Raw genomic sequence first — 15119 nt, 5'->3', positions numbered from 1 at the left:
GAAGCTCCATGACCCTCGCAAATATCAGTGCCGCTCATGGCAGCGGCTCTACACTTCCTCTTCATGGCATTCGCGTTGTAGAGATCGGGAACTACATAGCCGGTCCAGGCGCAGCAATGACCCTGGGAGATCTCGGTGCCGAGGTCGTGAAGATCGAAGCAATGGAAGGTGACATGGCGCGGCACGCCGGACATTACGGCAATGCCATGCTGCGGTCATTCAATCGAAGCAAGAAGTCCGTTGCGATCGATTTGCGCACGCGCGATGGGCTGCAGGCTGCTGTGAGGCTTATCGCCTCCTCGGACGTGGTAATCCAGAATCTTCGGCCAGGCGCAGCAGATCGTCTAGGACTTGGCGCGAAAGCCTTGCGCAAAGAGAATCCTTCGCTGATCTATTGCTCGATCACCGGATTCCCTGCCGAAAGTCCCTCCAATGCACGTGCCGGGTATGACATAGCCGCCCAGGCGGAGAGCGGTCTCATGTCTTTGACCGGAGACCCGAACGGTTCACCTCAAAAAGTCGGCGCACCGATCGTGGATACCGCGACAGCCCAGCTCGCAGCTCAGGCTGTACTGGCTGCGCTGCTTCGCAAGGAGCGTTTTGGCGGCGGTGAGACGATCGATATCTCCTTGCTAGAGGTCGCACTCCACTTGCAGCTCCCCACGTGGAGTGACTATCTCGTACGCGGCGTCCAGCCGTTTCGCACAGGCGAGGGGCAACCACTCAATGCACCGGCAGCCGACTTGATGCAAACGGCGGACGGTCAGATCGTGGTGTCGGCTTACATCGAGTCGCACTGGCAGCGGCTCTGCAGAGTGCTGGGCATGCCAGAACTGGCTGACGACCCACGTTTTTGCCGGAACGAGTTGCGGGTGGCGAACAGGTCGGCTATGAAGCAGGCTTTGAGTACCGCATTCCAGAGGCTGACGACCGACGAAGCGATCAATCTGCTTGCTGATAACAACATCGTTGCCGGTGCCGTGCGCAGCTACAGCGAGGTCTTGGCTGGCCCCGATTTCTCGAAGAGTCGCATGTTGATCGACGTCGATTCGAACGAGCAGGAAGCCGGTTACCAGAGTTTCGGACTGCCGTACGACATGCTTGAGGCCGGGCGCTCCCGGACCGTCGCACCGCCAGAAGTCGGTGCGGACACACGGAGCATGCTGGCCATGGTCGGGTACGGGGAGGCCGAAATCGAGTCCCTGGCTAGAAATCACATCGTAAAGATAGCGATGCCAGAAACCCCAGTGATGCAGGAGACGTGATGACACATCAATTGACGGAGCGAACGGAAACAATCGGCGTGATCGGCGCGGGTGCGATGGGTCGCGGCATCGCTGAAACCGCAGCCGCTGCGGGCTTTCGGGTACGACTTTTCGATGCGGCCGATGGAGCAGCGCTTAGAGCCGTCGAACTCATTCAGGACAGTCTCTCAAAACGAGTGAGACAGGCCGCCCTGACGCCAAGCGACGTCCAGCGCGCTGTGGCCCGGTTGACACTGCCCGCAACGCTCGGCGAGCTTGCAGACTGCGATGTGATCGTAGAAGCCATCATCGAGGATGTGCAGGCAAAGCGTTCACTCTTTGCCAGCTTGGAATCCGTCGTCAACGAAAAATGCATCCTGGCCACCAACACGTCTTCACTCAGCGTGACGGAGATCGCTGCCGCGTGCGAACATCCCGAGCGAGTCGCTGGCTGGCACTTTTTCAATCCGGTGCCGCGCATGAAACTTGCCGAGGTCATCCGGGCGGTGCGAACGTCGCCGCAAACCATCGACCGGCTATTGAGCCTTACCAACGAATTCGGCCACCGGGCCATTTCCGTCGAAGATTCGCCCGGTTTCGTGGTCAACCATATCGGTCGTGCATTCGTCACCGAAGGACTTCGTTTGCTGGCTGACAAGTGTGCGAACCACGACGTTCTCGACGCGCTCCTGCGCAATTGCGGCGGTTTTCGCATGGGCCCATTCGAACTAATGGACCTGACGGGACTCGACGTTTCCCTGCCTGCCTCCGAAGCCATTTTTCAACAGTACTATGGTGACGATCGCTATAGGCCTGCGGCAGTTGCAAGGATCAGGCTAAACGGAGGACTGCTCGGCCGCAAGTCAGGACGTGGCTTCTATGACTACACGAGCGGCGGTGCCCGAATTGCACCACCGGACATCTTTACTGGCCGTGAGGGCAAAGCACTTCGATGGAGTGCGGGAAAAGGACCCGCGGAGCCGACAGCTGCTGTCAGAGCACTCTTTGAAGCCCACTGGCCGGAAACGGATGCCGAAACCGCTGAAGTGATCGTGAGTTCGCCAGCGTGCTCGGATCTCTCGACGCTGGCAAGTGCCGGTGAGGCGAACCCTCAAAAAGTCATCGCTGTCGATCCTTTCTTCAGCTCCATCCGTGGTGTGACAGTAATGTCATGCCCGGCAACGGAGCCCGGGGTGCTGCAACAGGTGCAAGCGGCATTCGCATCGCGCGGAGTTCCCACGTTTGCAATCGCAGACACCCCTGGCTACGTTGCTCCACGCGTGATCGCCTGCATCGTCAATCTGGCGTGCGAGATCGCTCAGCAAGGGGTCGCAGCGCCGACCGACGTGGATGCAGCTATCCGACTTGCCCTGGGGCATCCCTTTGGTCCCTTCGAATGGGCCGACAGAATCGGGCCAGCACGGATCCTTGAAGTGCTGGATTGCGTGCATGGCAGCACAGGTGATCCGAGGTACCGCGCCTCCTCGTGGCTTCGAAGGCGCGCGCAGCTGAAGCTGCCTTTGTCATCTCCTGAAGTCAGATCCACCCCGGCAACCTCTATATCGCAAGTCGCATGACGAATTCTGCTTACATCTGCGACGCCGTTCGCACCCCCATTGGCCGCTACGGCGGTGCGCTGTCGACCGTCCGAACCGACGACCTCGGCGCCATTCCCATCAAGGCATTGATCGAACGCAACAGCGGTGTCGACTGGGCAGCCGTTGACGACGTCATTTACGGCTGTGCCAACCAGGCCGGGGAGGACAATCGGAACGTTGCCCGAATGGCTGCACTCCTAGGTGGCTTACCTGTCGATGTTGCAGGTTCAACGGTCAATCGGCTGTGTGGGTCGGGACTGGATGCTATCGGGACCGCTGCACGAGCTATCAAAGCCGGTGAAGCCAACCTGATGATTGCGGGTGGCGTCGAGAGCATGAGTCGAGCACCATTCGTCATGCCCAAGGCGGGTTCCGCCTTCAGTCGCGACAACGCGGTCTACGACACCACGATCGGCTGGCGTTTCGTGAACAGGCTGATGAAGGCTCAATTCGGCATCGACACAATGCCGGAAACGGCAGAAAACGTCGCCCTGGAATTTCGTATCGAACGTGAAGCACAGGATTTGATGGCGTTGAGGAGCCAGCAACGTGCCTTGGCTGCGCAGGAGCAAGGATTCTTCAACGCAGAGATCGTACCGGTGGTCATCCCACAGAAAAAGGGGGACGCCGTGGTTGTCACGCGCGATGAGCATCCCCGTTCTACGTCCCTTGAAGCGTTGTCCAGGCTCAGAGGCATCGTGCGCCCTGAAGGAACCGTGACTGCCGGGAATGCGAGCGGTGTGAACGATGGCGCCTGCGCTTTGATCATTGCCAGCGATTCGGCCATCGCCGCACACCACCTGCAACCACGCGCTCGCATCGTGGCGATGTCTACAGCGGGGGTGGCGCCGCGATTGATGGGCATGGGACCTTTGCCCGCGACGCAAAAGGTTCTCGCGCTTGCAGGAATGAGCTTGGACCAGATCGAGGTGATCGAACTCAACGAGGCCTTTGCGGCGCAAGGCCTCGCCGTCATGCGCGGGCTTGGACTTGACGATGATGATCCCCGGGTCAATCGCTACGGAGGGGCCATCGCACTGGGTCACCCTCTGGGTGCAAGTGGAGCGCGCCTTGTCACCACTGCGGTCAATCAACTGATGGTCCACTCAGCGCGATACGCTCTTTGCACCATGTGCATCGGAGTCGGCCAGGGGATCGCACTTTTGATTGAAAGAGTCTGAGTCATGGACAAGCAGCAATATCGCTTAGCGACAGAGAACGCCACTTCCCAAGACCACCGTGGCGCTCGAACTGCCGGAGCCGGTCCGTTGAAGGGGGTTCGCGTCCTCGACCTTTCAACGATGGTTGCTGCCCCCTGGATCGGGGCTTTTCTGGCAGACCTTGGCGCTGATGTCGTGAAGGTCGAGTCACCGGAACGTTCCGATCCAATCCGGGATCTTGCACCGCTGAAGGAGGGAATATCGCTTTGGGAAAAAGTGGTCAATCGCGGCAAGCGCTCAATGCTGCTCGACCTGCAGATGCCGGAGGGAAAACACGCCCTAAACCGCATCCTGCCGGGCGTGGATATTCTGATCGAGAACTTCAAGCCAGGCACCCTGGATCGGTGGGGTCTCTCTGAAGATCGGCTTTTAGAAGCGAATCCGTCTTTGATCATTCTTCGCGTGACGGGATTTGGACAGGCTGGGCCCTTGAGTCAGAGCCCTGGGTTTGGCCGCGTCTTTGAAGCTATGACCGGATTTGCGAGCCTATGCGGAACGGCCGAGGGGTCGCCGTTGCACCCCGGCGTTGCCGTTGCCGATGCAATTGGAGCCTTGTTTGGAGCGCTTGGTGCCGTTTCCGCGCTTCTTGCGAAGAGGGCTGGTGCGCCAGGACAAACCGTCGACCTGTCACTGTCCGATGCGTTGCTGCGCATCATGGACGTGATGGTGGCGGAGTACGACCAGACGGGAAACGTCCGATCGCGCACGGGAAACGCACCCGCACACAGCGCTCCAGGAGGTATTTTTGCGACGTCAGATCACAAATGGGTCACCGTCATCTCCAATAGCCCCAATCAGTTCGCAAAGCTTTGTGCAGTGCTTGGGCATCCGAAACTACCCGACGATCCGCGGTACAACACGAATGTGGCAAGAATCGACCGTCGAGACGACCTCGACGAGATCCTCGGCGGATGGTGCGCCACCAAATCGCTAGCAACGATCTCGTCTGAATTTGAGCGTGCAGGCGTTGCATTCGCGCAAGTTGCCACGATCGAGGATGTGTTTGCCAACCCACACTTCATCGCTCGAAACTCCATTGCTGCCGCGCCGGATCCAGATTTCGGTTCCATCCGAATGCCCGACGCTGTGCCACGATTCCAAAGCACTCCCAATCCTCCTGTCAAATCGTCTCCGGTTGTTGGATCTCACACGGGCGAGGTGCTGAAGGACTGGGCGTAGCACACAGACTCGATGCTAGCGTTGACGCAGCTTTCGCTGAACGCGGTGGACGGCGGAACCTATCTTGCCTGAATCGCTTTCTACATGCGCAGGCAGGTTCTGCTGGTTGGCTAGGTCTGTGATGTACAGGAAGATTACTAAAGCCTAGCCACCTGCGCGTGCTGCTTCGACGGCGGCATTCAGGGCCAGCAGGTTGGCCTGGAAGGCAGTGCTTTCGATCACGCCGATGATCTCGTCCATGCGGCGCGAGGAGCCGCGGATGGGCTCCATGGCTGCGCCCGCTCGGGATGGCGGCGCCGCTCCTGCCAGCGCCCTGGCCGCTCTGGTCGCTTTCATGGGCCATAAGCTGGGCCGTGTCGGTGGTCTGCGCCACGGTGCCTGATATCTCTTCCATCGAGGCTGCCGTCTGCTGCAGGCTGGCGGCCTGGACATCACCCCCCTTCCGCACCAGCCGCCCGGGCGCCCTGCCCGCCAATGTGCGTACGGCACGCCAGTAGCATCGGCACGACCCAAGCAAGGGCCGCCCCGCGGCAAGGCTGCCGTCCCGCTCAGGGGGATCAACTCTTCCATGGGCAGTCATCCTGCCCCAGCAAAGCCTCGGCATAACGCAGATCCTGAATGCGCAGCCACAGCCCGTTCATGCCCTGGCGCAGGGGCTCGACGGCAGCACGCTGCCAGGTCTGCGCCACCACCAGCTGGCGCGGCGCGGCCGGCTCTGCCCGTGCTTTGTAGGCCGCGTTCGCCTCGCCCTGCTGCAGCTCAGCATCGGGCAAGGGCAAATCCTGCCAATGCAGGCCCTGGGCATCCCAGCCCTGCAGCACCGGCATGCGCGCCTTGAGAGTCAGCGTGCGCACTTCCTTTTCCACGGGGTTGAGCCAGTGCAGCTGCCACTGCCCCGGCTCGCCATAACGTGTCTCCACAGGCTCCAGCAAGGCCCAGCCTTCGCCTGAAGGATGGGGACAGGCGCAGGGCCCGACACCGCAAAATGCCAGACCGCTGCGCGTCATGATCACGCCGTCCTTGCGAGGTTCATCATGCTGCCAATAGTGGTTGACGCGCTCGTTCACGCCGCCCCACCACCAGACGGTGTCGCCGCGCACCTCGTCACGCCAGACATAGTCGCCGTCGGAGCAAGGGTGTTGAATCTGTCTCACCTCGCGCCAGCGCGGCAGCAATTGCCAGCGCCCTTGCGCGTCGGGCGCCAGTTCGCGCTCGGAGTAAAGCGGACGCCAGTCGGGTCTTGCCAGATGGCTGGCCGATACAGACTGCAAAGGCCAGCGCCAGGATGCGGTGGCGGGGTCCCAGTCCTTGTCCGCCAGACTGGCCGTCAGCGCCAGCACGCGCATGCGGGCGGCCATGCCGCCCTTGACGGAAGGAACAGCGGCCAGCCGCACCACGGGCCAGGGCAGGTCCACGCTTTGCAGGCGCTCCCCGTCCCAGACCTGCAGGCTGCCGCTGCCACCGCGAATCGGGGCACGACCATGCGGCATGAGAATCGCCCAGCGTCCCTGCACGATCACGTGTTCCAGTGCCCAGGTTCCGGGCAGATGGCGCTCGCCCCATTGCAGGTTGTAGGCCGCCGTTTCGCCAAGCTCCTCCCTGGCGGGCTTGGACAGGGTCCAGATCAGGCGCTGCCCCTTGAGCGGCTCACTCTGCGCGCGCCACAGCGCCGGCTGCGCCGGATCACGCAGCCAGTCGAAACTCACGGGCAGCGAGGGTTTGATGATGGGCAGGCCATCGCGCTGATGGGCAGCGCAGACATCCACCTCGCTCATGGCGCAGCTGATGCTGGTGCCATCGTGCAGGCGCTCGGTCTCGGGCGTATCGAGCTGCACCTTCTGCAGCAGCAGCTCATTGAGCCAGCTCAGCGGCAAAACCGCTGGCGCTTGCGGCTCGCTCGGCGGCTCAGGATCCGGCAGGCCCAGCGCCCAGGGTTTGCGGTCCTCGGGCATCAACTCCGGCCATTGCTGCCAGCCTCGCTCCATGGTCCAGACAGCCAGCCGCAGGCTGGCCTGGCTGGCATCGCCCTGTGTGGGGTAGGCATAGAGCGCAAAGGCCTGGGCATCGGCACGCCAGACCATGCTGTGGCTTTCGTCCAGCACCCAAGGCTGGGCGGCCTCACCCAGCATCAGTTGCCAGTGCGGATTCTGCAGCGGAGCCATGGGGTAGCGCAGCTTGCGCAGCGAAGCCGGCCAGTGGCGCTGCAGCGCCACCGGCGGCACCGAGGTGGGCTGAGCCGGTTGTGGCAGCGTTGGCATGGGCCGGGCGACTTCGGCAGGCAGGCAGTCGGCCGGCACCCAGAGATCCACCACCTGCAGCAGGGGCTGCGGCTGCGCGGCCATATGCTCGCCCAACCAGGCCTCGAAGCTGGCATCGGACATGATCACATGCGCATCGTCGGCAATGCCGCTTTCGTTGATGCTCTCGCCACTCCAGCGCGGCATGCGCCAGTGGATGGCATCCAGCAGCTCGCCTTCCGGCTTGCTGATCACCCAGCTGCGACGTGATTTGCGGTCGACCAGATGGGCGGCCTCGCTGTCATAAAAGCCCGTGCGCAGCCAGCGCCCGTCATAGGAGGTGTGCATGTCCATCTCCCAGACATGGGGCAGATAGACGCCGTCCGCGCACAGCACATCGCCATAGATGGGACCGCCCATGCCGCGCTCGCCCTGGGGGCGAAAGTTCACATCCCTGCTGGCCTCGGACGCCGTATCCGCCTGCGCCGAAAGCTCCTGACCGGAGGGTATCTGCGCCGCCGCCTCCGACTGGGCTCTGGCCTGGCCCGCAGGCTGATCAGCCTCCTGCTCGGAAGTTCCAGACGATGCCGCTCTCGCGTCTTCGCGCAAACGCGATATCAGCCAGATCAGCAAACACAGGGCCAGCGCCGCAATGGCGATCAGGGTCAGCACAACACTCATGCCGCAATCCTACCGAAAGCCGATGTGAAAAAGGCAGCTCAGCGGCTGCCTTTTCAGAGCAATGTGGCAAAAGCCTAAAGATGGAACACGTCCACCGAACGCTCCAGCGTCCTGGCACTCTGGCGCAGCGATTGCGCGGCACTGGTCGACTGCTCCACCAGAGCCGCATTCTGCTGGGTCACCGAGTCGAGCTTGGCCACGGCCTCGTTGACTTGCGAGATGCCTATCGATTGTTCGCGCGTGGCAATGCTGATCTGGTGCACCAGGGAGCCGACCTTGTCCACGGCCTGCGCCATGCCGTCTATGGTCTGACCCGCAGCACGCATGCGCGCATTTCCGTCATTGATGCCATCGACCGTGCGGTTGATGAGCACGCTGATTTCCTTGGCCGCCTCGGCACTGCGCTGGGCCAGTGCCCGCACCTCGCCCGCCACCACGGCAAAGCCGCGCCCCTGCTCGCCGGCACGCGCCGCCTCAACGGCCGCGTTCAGGGCCAGCAGATTGGTCTGGAAGGCAATGCTCTCGATCACGCCAATGATCTCGCTCATGCGGGTGGAGGAGCCGCGGATATGCTCCATGGCCAGTCCCACTTCGCTGATGGCCGCGCCGCTGCGGCTGGCCACCTTGCTGCTCTCGTCGCTGGCACCGGCCATGAACTGTGCCGTATCGGCCGTCTGCGACACGGTGCCCGAAATTTCCTCCATCGAGGCCGCCGTCTGCTGAAGGCTGGAGGCCTGCGATTCGGTACGCCCCGCCAGATCGAAACTGCTCTGGGCGATTTCATGGGCGGTCTGGGCAAAGCCCTGCACCTCGGTACGCACATCGCCCACCACGGCGCGCAGATTGATCTGAATCTGCTGCAGCCTCAGCATCAGCGCCCCCACGGCACCGCTGTAGCTCTGGCTGCATTCGGTGCTCAGATTGCAGGCAGCCACATCGGCCGCAAAGCTGCTGGCTTCCTCCAGTCCCGCCACGCAGCGCCGTTGAAAGCGCCACAGCACGAATCCGCCGCCCACCACCAGGCTTGCAGCACGCCAGCCCCAGGCAGCTGCCCCCTGCCAACCCAGCATATCGGGCAGCATGGCGGTCAAGGCCATGATGGCCAGCAACCAGGCCATGCGCGCCACCAGGCCCACATCCTTGCGACCATCCCACCAGCCCATCAGCCCCAGACGACGCACCGCGCCCGCGCGCAGGCGGAAGCTGGCCTGCCCCTGCTTTTCCTCGTTGCGCATGCGCGCGTACAGCGCTTCGGCTTCAGCCACTTCCCTGGCCGAAGGCTTGGTACGCACCGAAAGATAGCCGCTTGGCTTGCCGCCCTCCATGATGGGCGTGACATTGGCGCGCACCCAGTAGTGGTCACCGTTCTTGCGTCGGTTCTTGACCAGTGCCGTCCAGGGATAGCCATGGGCAATGGTGCGCCACATATCCTTGAAGGCAGCGGCCGGCATGTCGGGGTGGCGAATCAGATTGTGCGGCTGGCCGATCAGCTCTTCGTAGGCAAAGCCGCTGACGCGCACGAAGGCCGGGTTGCAATGAGTGATCTCGCCCTTGGTGTTGGTGCTGGAGACCAGCAGCTCGTCACCTGGAAAGTCGTAGTTTTGTTGAGATACCGGCAGGTTCAGGCGCATGCTTTGCACTCCTCCAATAGGCCTATGTAGTTTTTGTTCGAGAGTGAGCATCAGGCATACCGTAGGCAGCTGGTTAACCAGATACACAAATTCACAATTGAATCATCGCACAGCGATGATTCCCGTGGCCCCAAGCTCAGAACAGAGATGCGGTATATGGATCCGAATACTTGACCGAGGTCAAACCATGAGGCCTGAGCAGCAGTTCGCGAGCCGCAGGATCGCCGGCACTTGCCTGCCAGAGCTGCTCGGCAATCAGGCCCGAGACCTTGACCCCCAGCAGCCTGATGCGCTTGCCAAGCGGTACGCGCTTGAGGCATTGGCCCGCGGCCAGGCGGATGGCTGCCGCCTCCTGTATCGGCAGGTTCAGGGTCTGGTCCCGCGTGGCGATCCTGAAATCGTCATAGCGCAGCTTGATGCCCACGGTGCGCCCCACATAGCCCTTGCGCTTCAGATCCTCTGCCAGACGCTCGCACAGGTCCGTGAAGATCGCGCCCAGCTCGGCTTTGTCGCGTACGGCATGCAGATCGCGCTCGAAGGTGGTTTCGCGACTCATGGAAACCGGCTCGCTCTCGGTCACCACGGCACGCTCGTCCCGCCCCCAGGCCGACTCGTGCAGCCAGTGGCCATAGCTTTTGCCAAACCAGTGCAGCAGCTGCGGCAGGCTTTGCGCGGCCAGATCGCCAATCGTTTCTATGCCCAGGCTCTTGAGCTTGGCATCGGCCTTGGGTCCTATGCCGTTGACCTTGCGGCAGGCCAGCGGCCAGATCTGGCTTTGCAGATCTTCGGGCTGGACGATGGAGATGCCGTTGGGCTTGTTGAACTCGCTGGCCATCTTGGCCAGCAGCTTGTTGGGAGCCACACCGACCGAGCAGGTCAGGCCCGTGGCATCGAAAATAGCTTTCTGGATCAGCCGGGCCAGCACGCGTCCGCCTTCGCGCTGGCCGCCGGGCACGTCGGTGAAGTCGATGTAGACCTCGTCCACGCCGCGGTTCTCCATCAGCGGAGCAATCGACACGATGATCTCTTTGAAGGCCCGGGAAAAGCGCCGGTACTCGCCAAAGTCCACGGGCAGAAGAATTGCCTGCGGGCACAGTCTGGCGGCCTTCATCATGCCCATGGCCGAGCCCACGCCGAACTGCCGTGCCGGATAGGTGGCCGTGGTGATCACGCCGCGCCCCGTGTAGTCGCGCAGCAGAGGAAAGTCCGCCACCGGGATCTCGGACAGCGGCCGCCCCGCATGCCGCGCCAGCAGCTCTTCGTCAAAGCTGCGCCGCCCGCCGCCGATCACCACCGGCAGCCCCTTGAGCTGCGGGTAGCGCAGCAGCTCCACGGAGGCGTAGAACGCATCCATGTCCAGATGCGCTATGCGCCTGGGTCTGGGCTCGGGGCTGGTGGGAAGATCGCTCACAGTGCCGATTTTGCCTGCGCTGGCAAGAGACGGCAGCCATGCGTCAAACAGGCACACAGGCACCAGGAAACAGCAAGCAGCGCCAGCCCCCGGCCCTGCTGCTATCCCCTCCCGAACAGAGAGGGGAAAGGCTCAAACCGCCTCAGGACGAAACCTTGCCCTGCTTGATGTCTTCGAGCTCGTCAAAGCGCATATCGGCATAGCTGACCCAGGTCTTGCGCTTGACCAGCCAGTAACCCAGCCAGAACAGCAGGAACAGCGGAATGCCCAGATAGGTCGAGACCACGCCGCCCCAATCGATGCGATCTTCCAGGAAGGCCTGATAGTTCTGGCCCAGCGTCACCACCAGGCACAGCACAAAGGCAAAGATGGGGCCGAAGGGGAAGGCGCCGGCCTTGTAGGGCAGCAGGCCCACATCGTGGCCATGCATGACATAGCCGCGACGGAAGCGGTAGTGACTGACGGCAATGCCGAGCCAGACGATGAACTCCGTCATGCCGGCCAGATTCAGCAGCCAGATATAAACGGCCTGCGGGCTGTAGAGCGAGGAAAACAGGCACAGGCTGGCGACCAGCGTGCTGCCGATCAAGGCCACCAGCGGCACGCCGTTCTGGGTCAGCCGGGAGAAGATGCGCGGCGCATTGCCCTCGGTTGCCATGTTGTAGAGCATGCGCGTGGCCGCATACATGCCCGAGTTGCCGGCGGACAGCACCGAGGTCAGGATCACCGCATTCATCACCGTAGCAGCCGACAGCAGGCCTGCGTGCTGGAACACCAGCGTGAACGGGCTCACGGCGATATCGGCGACATCAGTGCGCAGCAGTTGCGGATCGGTATAGGGAATCAGAAAGCCGATGACGACAATCGCCAGCACATAGAACAGCAGGATGCGCCAGAACACCTGGCGAATCGCACGCGGCACGTTCTCGCGCGGGTTCTCGGATTCGCCCGCCGCCACGCCCACCAGCTCCGTGCCCTGGAAGGAATAGGCCACGATCATGGCCACGCCCACAAAGGTCGCGAAATTGCCGACGAATGGCGCATCGCCCGTGGTCCAGTTCTCGAAGCCGGGCACATGGCCGTTGCTGATGATGCCGAACAGAATCAGCACGCCGGTAATCAGAAAGGCCACCACGGCCAGCACCTTGATCAGTGCGAACCAGTACTCGGCCTCGGCAAAGCCGCGCGCGGAAAACGCGTTCAGCCCCACCATCAGCAGCAGGAACAGGCCGCTCCAGAGGATGCCCGGCACATTGGGAAACCAGTAGGCCATGACCAGTTGCGAGGCCACCAGGTCCACCGCCACCACCACGGCCCAGCTGAACCAGAAGTTCCAGCCCAGCGCAAAGCCGAAGCCGCGATCCACATAGCGCGAGGCATAGGTAGAGAAAGAGCCGGCCACCGGCATGAAGGCAGCCAGCTCACCCAGGCTGGTCATGATGTAGTACACCATGATGCCGATGAGAAGATAGGTGAGCACGGCTCCGCCGGGGCCGATCTGGGCGATGGCCGAGCCGGAGGCCACAAACAGGCCCGTTCCGATGGCGCCGCCAATGGCGATCATGCTCAGGTGGCGCTGCTTGAGCACCCGGTGCAAGCGGGGCTGCTTATCGTCACCATCGCCAGTCGGCGCGAGCTGCTGGCTTGAGTTGGGTTGGGACATAAATGTCTTGTTGTAATGGTTTGCGCCCATCCGGACAAAACACCCAACCATCCCGCAGGCGCTGCGACAGGCAACGCAAAAAGGCGACCATGACGGTCGCGGGCAACAAGGACAAAGGAACGAAGCCATGACAGCAGAACGCCATGGCGGATAGGCCAGTCGCATCCTGAATCGGCAGCCACCCCAGTCGGGCGCTTCAATGGCAAAGCGGTGATATCGCCGGGCCCATTGACAGGCAAAGACGATATTTTGCCCAAATCCACCGCCGGCCATGGCCCGCCATGCCAATGCAGGGGCTGACTCTGGGGCTGCTCGGCGGCACTTGACAGCGTCTATCGCTATGAATTTAGAAGCACACTGCGCTTGAATAAATTCATTTTCATAGACAAATACTCAATATTTCCTTGAACGATAAACGCAAAGCGCTATCAAATAGCGTGGACTCCACATGATCAGCCATGACTGGGCCCTGGCGCAGAAGTCTAGTAAACCCGTATATCCAGGCGCCGCCGTTCTTCCTACATTTGCCCACAGGCTCTCAGCCCGGTGATGCCGAGAGAGACTGCAGCGCAAACTTGGCGCATGCAGCGCCGAAGGAGCAACCGCCCCGGAAACTCTCAGGCCAAAGGATCGGCATCGCTTTCACACACTCTGAAGAATGTCCGGACGTCATCGTCCGCCGGGCATACCGAAGGAGCAAGCGAGCAGCGCCGCAAGGCCATGCCTCGTGAATCTCTCAGGTCCAGAACAGAGGGGGCGTCCGCTGCGCATGTTGCGCACGGGCTCCACCCTTGACGTTTCTGGAATCTGAATCATGAAGACAATCGCCGTCATCGGCGGTGGCATCACGGGCGTGACCACCGCCTACGCTCTCGCTCGCCGCGGATTTTCCGTCACCCTGTTCGAGAAACAGCGCTACGCCGCCATGGAAACCTCGTTCGCCAATGGCGGCCAGCTCTCGGCCTCGAACGCCGAGGTCTGGACCCATTGGTCCACCATTGTCAAAGGCCTCAAGTGGATGCTCAAGAGCGATGCTCCGCTGCTGCTCAACCCCAAGCCCAGCTGGCACAAGATTTCCTGGTTCTGCCAGTTTCTCGCTGCCATCCCCCACTATGAGAAAAACACCGTGGAGACCGCCAGGCTGGCGATTGCGGCACGCGAGCACCTGTTCGAATGGGCGGCTCGCGAAGGCATTGACTTCGATCTGAAGCAAAAAGGCATCCTGCATATCTACCGTGACCGAGCAGGCTTTGAACATGCGGGCAAGGTTTCCCAGTTGCTGGCCAAAGGCGGGCTGGAGCGCCGCGCCGTGACACCGCAGGAGATGCGCTCCATCGAGCCGACCCTGTCCGGAACCTTCTATGGCGGCTACTTCACCGAGAGCGACTCCACAGGCGACATCCACAAGTTCACCAGCGGCCTTGCCGCTGCCTGTGAGCGACACGGCGTGCAATGCCGCTACGGTCAGGAAATCGTGTCGGTGAGCAGCAATGGCAAACAGGCCAGCGTGACCGTGCGCCAGGGTCCGGCAACCGAGACCTCGACTTTCGACGCCATGGTGGTCTGCGCAGGCACGGCCAGCCGCGCCCTGGCCGCTCAGCTCGGCGACAGCGTCAACATCTATCCGGTCAAGGGCTATTCCATCACGGTCAATCTGGCGGACGAAGCCAGCCGCGCCGCAGCCCCCGTGGTGAGTCTGCTGGACGACGAGACCAAGCTGGTCACCAGCCGCCTGGGTGACGATCGCTTCCGAGTTGCCGGTACGGCGGAGTTCAACGGCTACAACAAGGACATCCGCGCCGACCGCATCCGCCCTCTCATCGAATGGGTGCAGCAGTGCTTCCCGGGCGTCAGCACGCGCAGCGTGGTTCCCTGGGCGGGCCTGCGTCCCATGATGCCGGACATGCTGCCGCGCGTGGGCCCTGGCAACAAGCCCTGCGTGTTCTACAACACCGGCCACGGCCATCTGGGCTGGACCTTGTCGGCCGTTACCGCCGACATGGTCGGCGACCTCGTGCTGCAGTCCATGGGCAGCGCCAGCAGGCAGTCCCGGCCGGCCAAGCTGACCACCGCCAGCGCCTGACCACGACCTGAAAACCTCATCAACAAGCCAGACACGGCAGCCGCAGCGCCCCGTGAGGGGCAGCTGTTGCCGTGTGAATGGCAAACGGAGACATACAACATGAGTCGAAATCATCCAAGCGCAGCCGGGGAGTCGCTGCAGCAGACAGGGGAGCTGGAGCGCGGCCTCAAGG

9 protein-coding genes, 1 pseudogene and 1 riboswitch are annotated in these 15119 nt (G+C 62.2%); of the genes and pseudogenes, 5 read left to right on the top strand and 5 right to left on the bottom strand.

The features are described 5' to 3' along the window. Nucleotides 1-8 precede the first annotated feature (8 nt). The 4 genes from NOX35_RS05650 to NOX35_RS05635 are packed head-to-tail and all read left to right on the top strand — an operon-like array spanning nucleotide 9 to nucleotide 5241. Nucleotides 9-1265, top strand: coding sequence for a CaiB/BaiF CoA-transferase family protein (locus tag NOX35_RS05650; RefSeq protein ID WP_182285920.1), 1257 nt, complete (start codon nucleotides 9-11; stop codon nucleotides 1263-1265). Then, on the top strand, nucleotides 1265-2821 hold the full coding sequence (locus NOX35_RS05645; RefSeq protein ID WP_256496017.1) for a 3-hydroxyacyl-CoA dehydrogenase: 1557 nt from the start codon (nucleotides 1265-1267) through the stop codon (nucleotides 2819-2821). Before NOX35_RS05650 ends, NOX35_RS05645 begins: the two co-directional genes overlap by 1 nt. Beyond that, nucleotides 2818-4023: a 3-oxoadipyl-CoA thiolase gene (pcaF, locus tag NOX35_RS05640; protein ID WP_182285915.1), complete on the top strand. Its 1206-nt coding sequence runs from the start codon at nucleotides 2818-2820 to the stop codon at nucleotides 4021-4023. Before NOX35_RS05645 ends, pcaF begins: the two co-directional genes overlap by 4 nt. A gap of 3 nt (nucleotides 4024-4026) precedes the next feature. Further along, nucleotides 4027-5241, top strand: a complete 1215-nt coding sequence (locus NOX35_RS05635; protein WP_256496015.1) for a CaiB/BaiF CoA-transferase family protein — start codon at nucleotides 4027-4029, stop codon at nucleotides 5239-5241. A 150-nt stretch (nucleotides 5242-5391) separates the two neighbouring features. On the opposite strand, the pseudogene NOX35_RS28750 reads toward NOX35_RS05635, so the two are convergent. The 5 genes and pseudogenes from NOX35_RS28750 to NOX35_RS05610 all read right to left on the bottom strand — a co-directional run. Continuing rightward, nucleotides 5392-5668, bottom strand: a pseudogene (locus tag NOX35_RS28750) (methyl-accepting chemotaxis protein); the annotation flags it as partial. Nucleotides 5669-5798: 130 nt separating this feature from the next. Further along, entirely contained in the window at nucleotides 5799-8159 is a 2361-nt protein-coding gene (locus NOX35_RS05625) for a hypothetical protein (protein WP_182285913.1), read from the bottom strand. Between the two features lie 74 nt (nucleotides 8160-8233). Continuing rightward, on the bottom strand, nucleotides 8234-9790 hold the full coding sequence (locus tag NOX35_RS05620; RefSeq protein ID WP_182285911.1) for a PAS domain-containing methyl-accepting chemotaxis protein: 1557 nt from the start codon (nucleotides 9788-9790) through the stop codon (nucleotides 8234-8236). Nucleotides 9791-9926: 136 nt separating this feature from the next. Further along, the gene (gene dinB, locus NOX35_RS05615; protein ID WP_232538241.1) at nucleotides 9927-11144 is read right to left on the bottom strand and encodes a DNA polymerase IV; all 1218 of its coding nucleotides are present in this window, start codon (nucleotides 11142-11144) and stop codon (nucleotides 9927-9929) included. A 199-nt stretch (nucleotides 11145-11343) separates the two neighbouring features. Beyond that, nucleotides 11344-12864 (bottom strand): amino acid permease, encoded by a 1521-nt coding sequence (locus NOX35_RS05610; RefSeq protein WP_256496014.1) that lies wholly within the window; start codon nucleotides 12862-12864, stop codon nucleotides 11344-11346. A gap of 543 nt (nucleotides 12865-13407) precedes the next feature. Next, nucleotides 13408-13507: riboswitch (glycine riboswitch) on the top strand. A gap of 171 nt (nucleotides 13508-13678) precedes the next feature. Here NOX35_RS05610 and NOX35_RS05605 point away from each other — a divergent pair. Beyond that, nucleotides 13679-14947: a D-amino acid dehydrogenase gene (locus tag NOX35_RS05605; RefSeq protein WP_256496013.1), complete on the top strand. Its 1269-nt coding sequence runs from the start codon at nucleotides 13679-13681 to the stop codon at nucleotides 14945-14947. Nucleotides 14948-15119: the final 172 nt, after the last annotated feature.

The organism is Comamonas sp. C11 (genome assembly GCF_024496285.1).
Lineage (GTDB): Bacteria > Pseudomonadota > Gammaproteobacteria > Burkholderiales > Burkholderiaceae_C > Comamonas > Comamonas testosteroni_F.
Note: the sequence above shows the minus strand (reverse complement) of the source record. Positions and strands in the feature narration are given on the sequence as shown.

Bases quoted from the DNA above. Each gene is read 5' to 3' on its own strand.
- NOX35_RS05650 (WP_182285920.1), top strand. From the start codon at position 9: ATGACCCTCGCAAATATCAGTGCCGCTCATGGCAGCGGCTCTACACTT.
- NOX35_RS05645 (WP_256496017.1), top strand. From the start codon at position 1,265: ATGACACATCAATTGACGGAGCGAACGGAAACAATCGGCGTGATCGGC.
- pcaF (WP_182285915.1), top strand. From the start codon at position 2,818: ATGACGAATTCTGCTTACATCTGCGACGCCGTTCGCACCCCCATTGGC.
- NOX35_RS05635 (WP_256496015.1), top strand. From the start codon at position 4,027: ATGGACAAGCAGCAATATCGCTTAGCGACAGAGAACGCCACTTCCCAA.
- NOX35_RS05625 (WP_182285913.1), bottom strand. From the start codon at position 8,159: ATGAGTGTTGTGCTGACCCTGATCGCCATTGCGGCGCTGGCCCTGTGT.
- NOX35_RS05620 (WP_182285911.1), bottom strand. From the start codon at position 9,790: ATGCGCCTGAACCTGCCGGTATCTCAACAAAACTACGACTTTCCAGGT.
- dinB (WP_232538241.1), bottom strand. From the start codon at position 11,144: ATGGATGCGTTCTACGCCTCCGTGGAGCTGCTGCGCTACCCGCAGCTC.
- NOX35_RS05610 (WP_256496014.1), bottom strand. From the start codon at position 12,864: ATGTCCCAACCCAACTCAAGCCAGCAGCTCGCGCCGACTGGCGATGGT.
- NOX35_RS05605 (WP_256496013.1), top strand. From the start codon at position 13,679: ATGAAGACAATCGCCGTCATCGGCGGTGGCATCACGGGCGTGACCACC.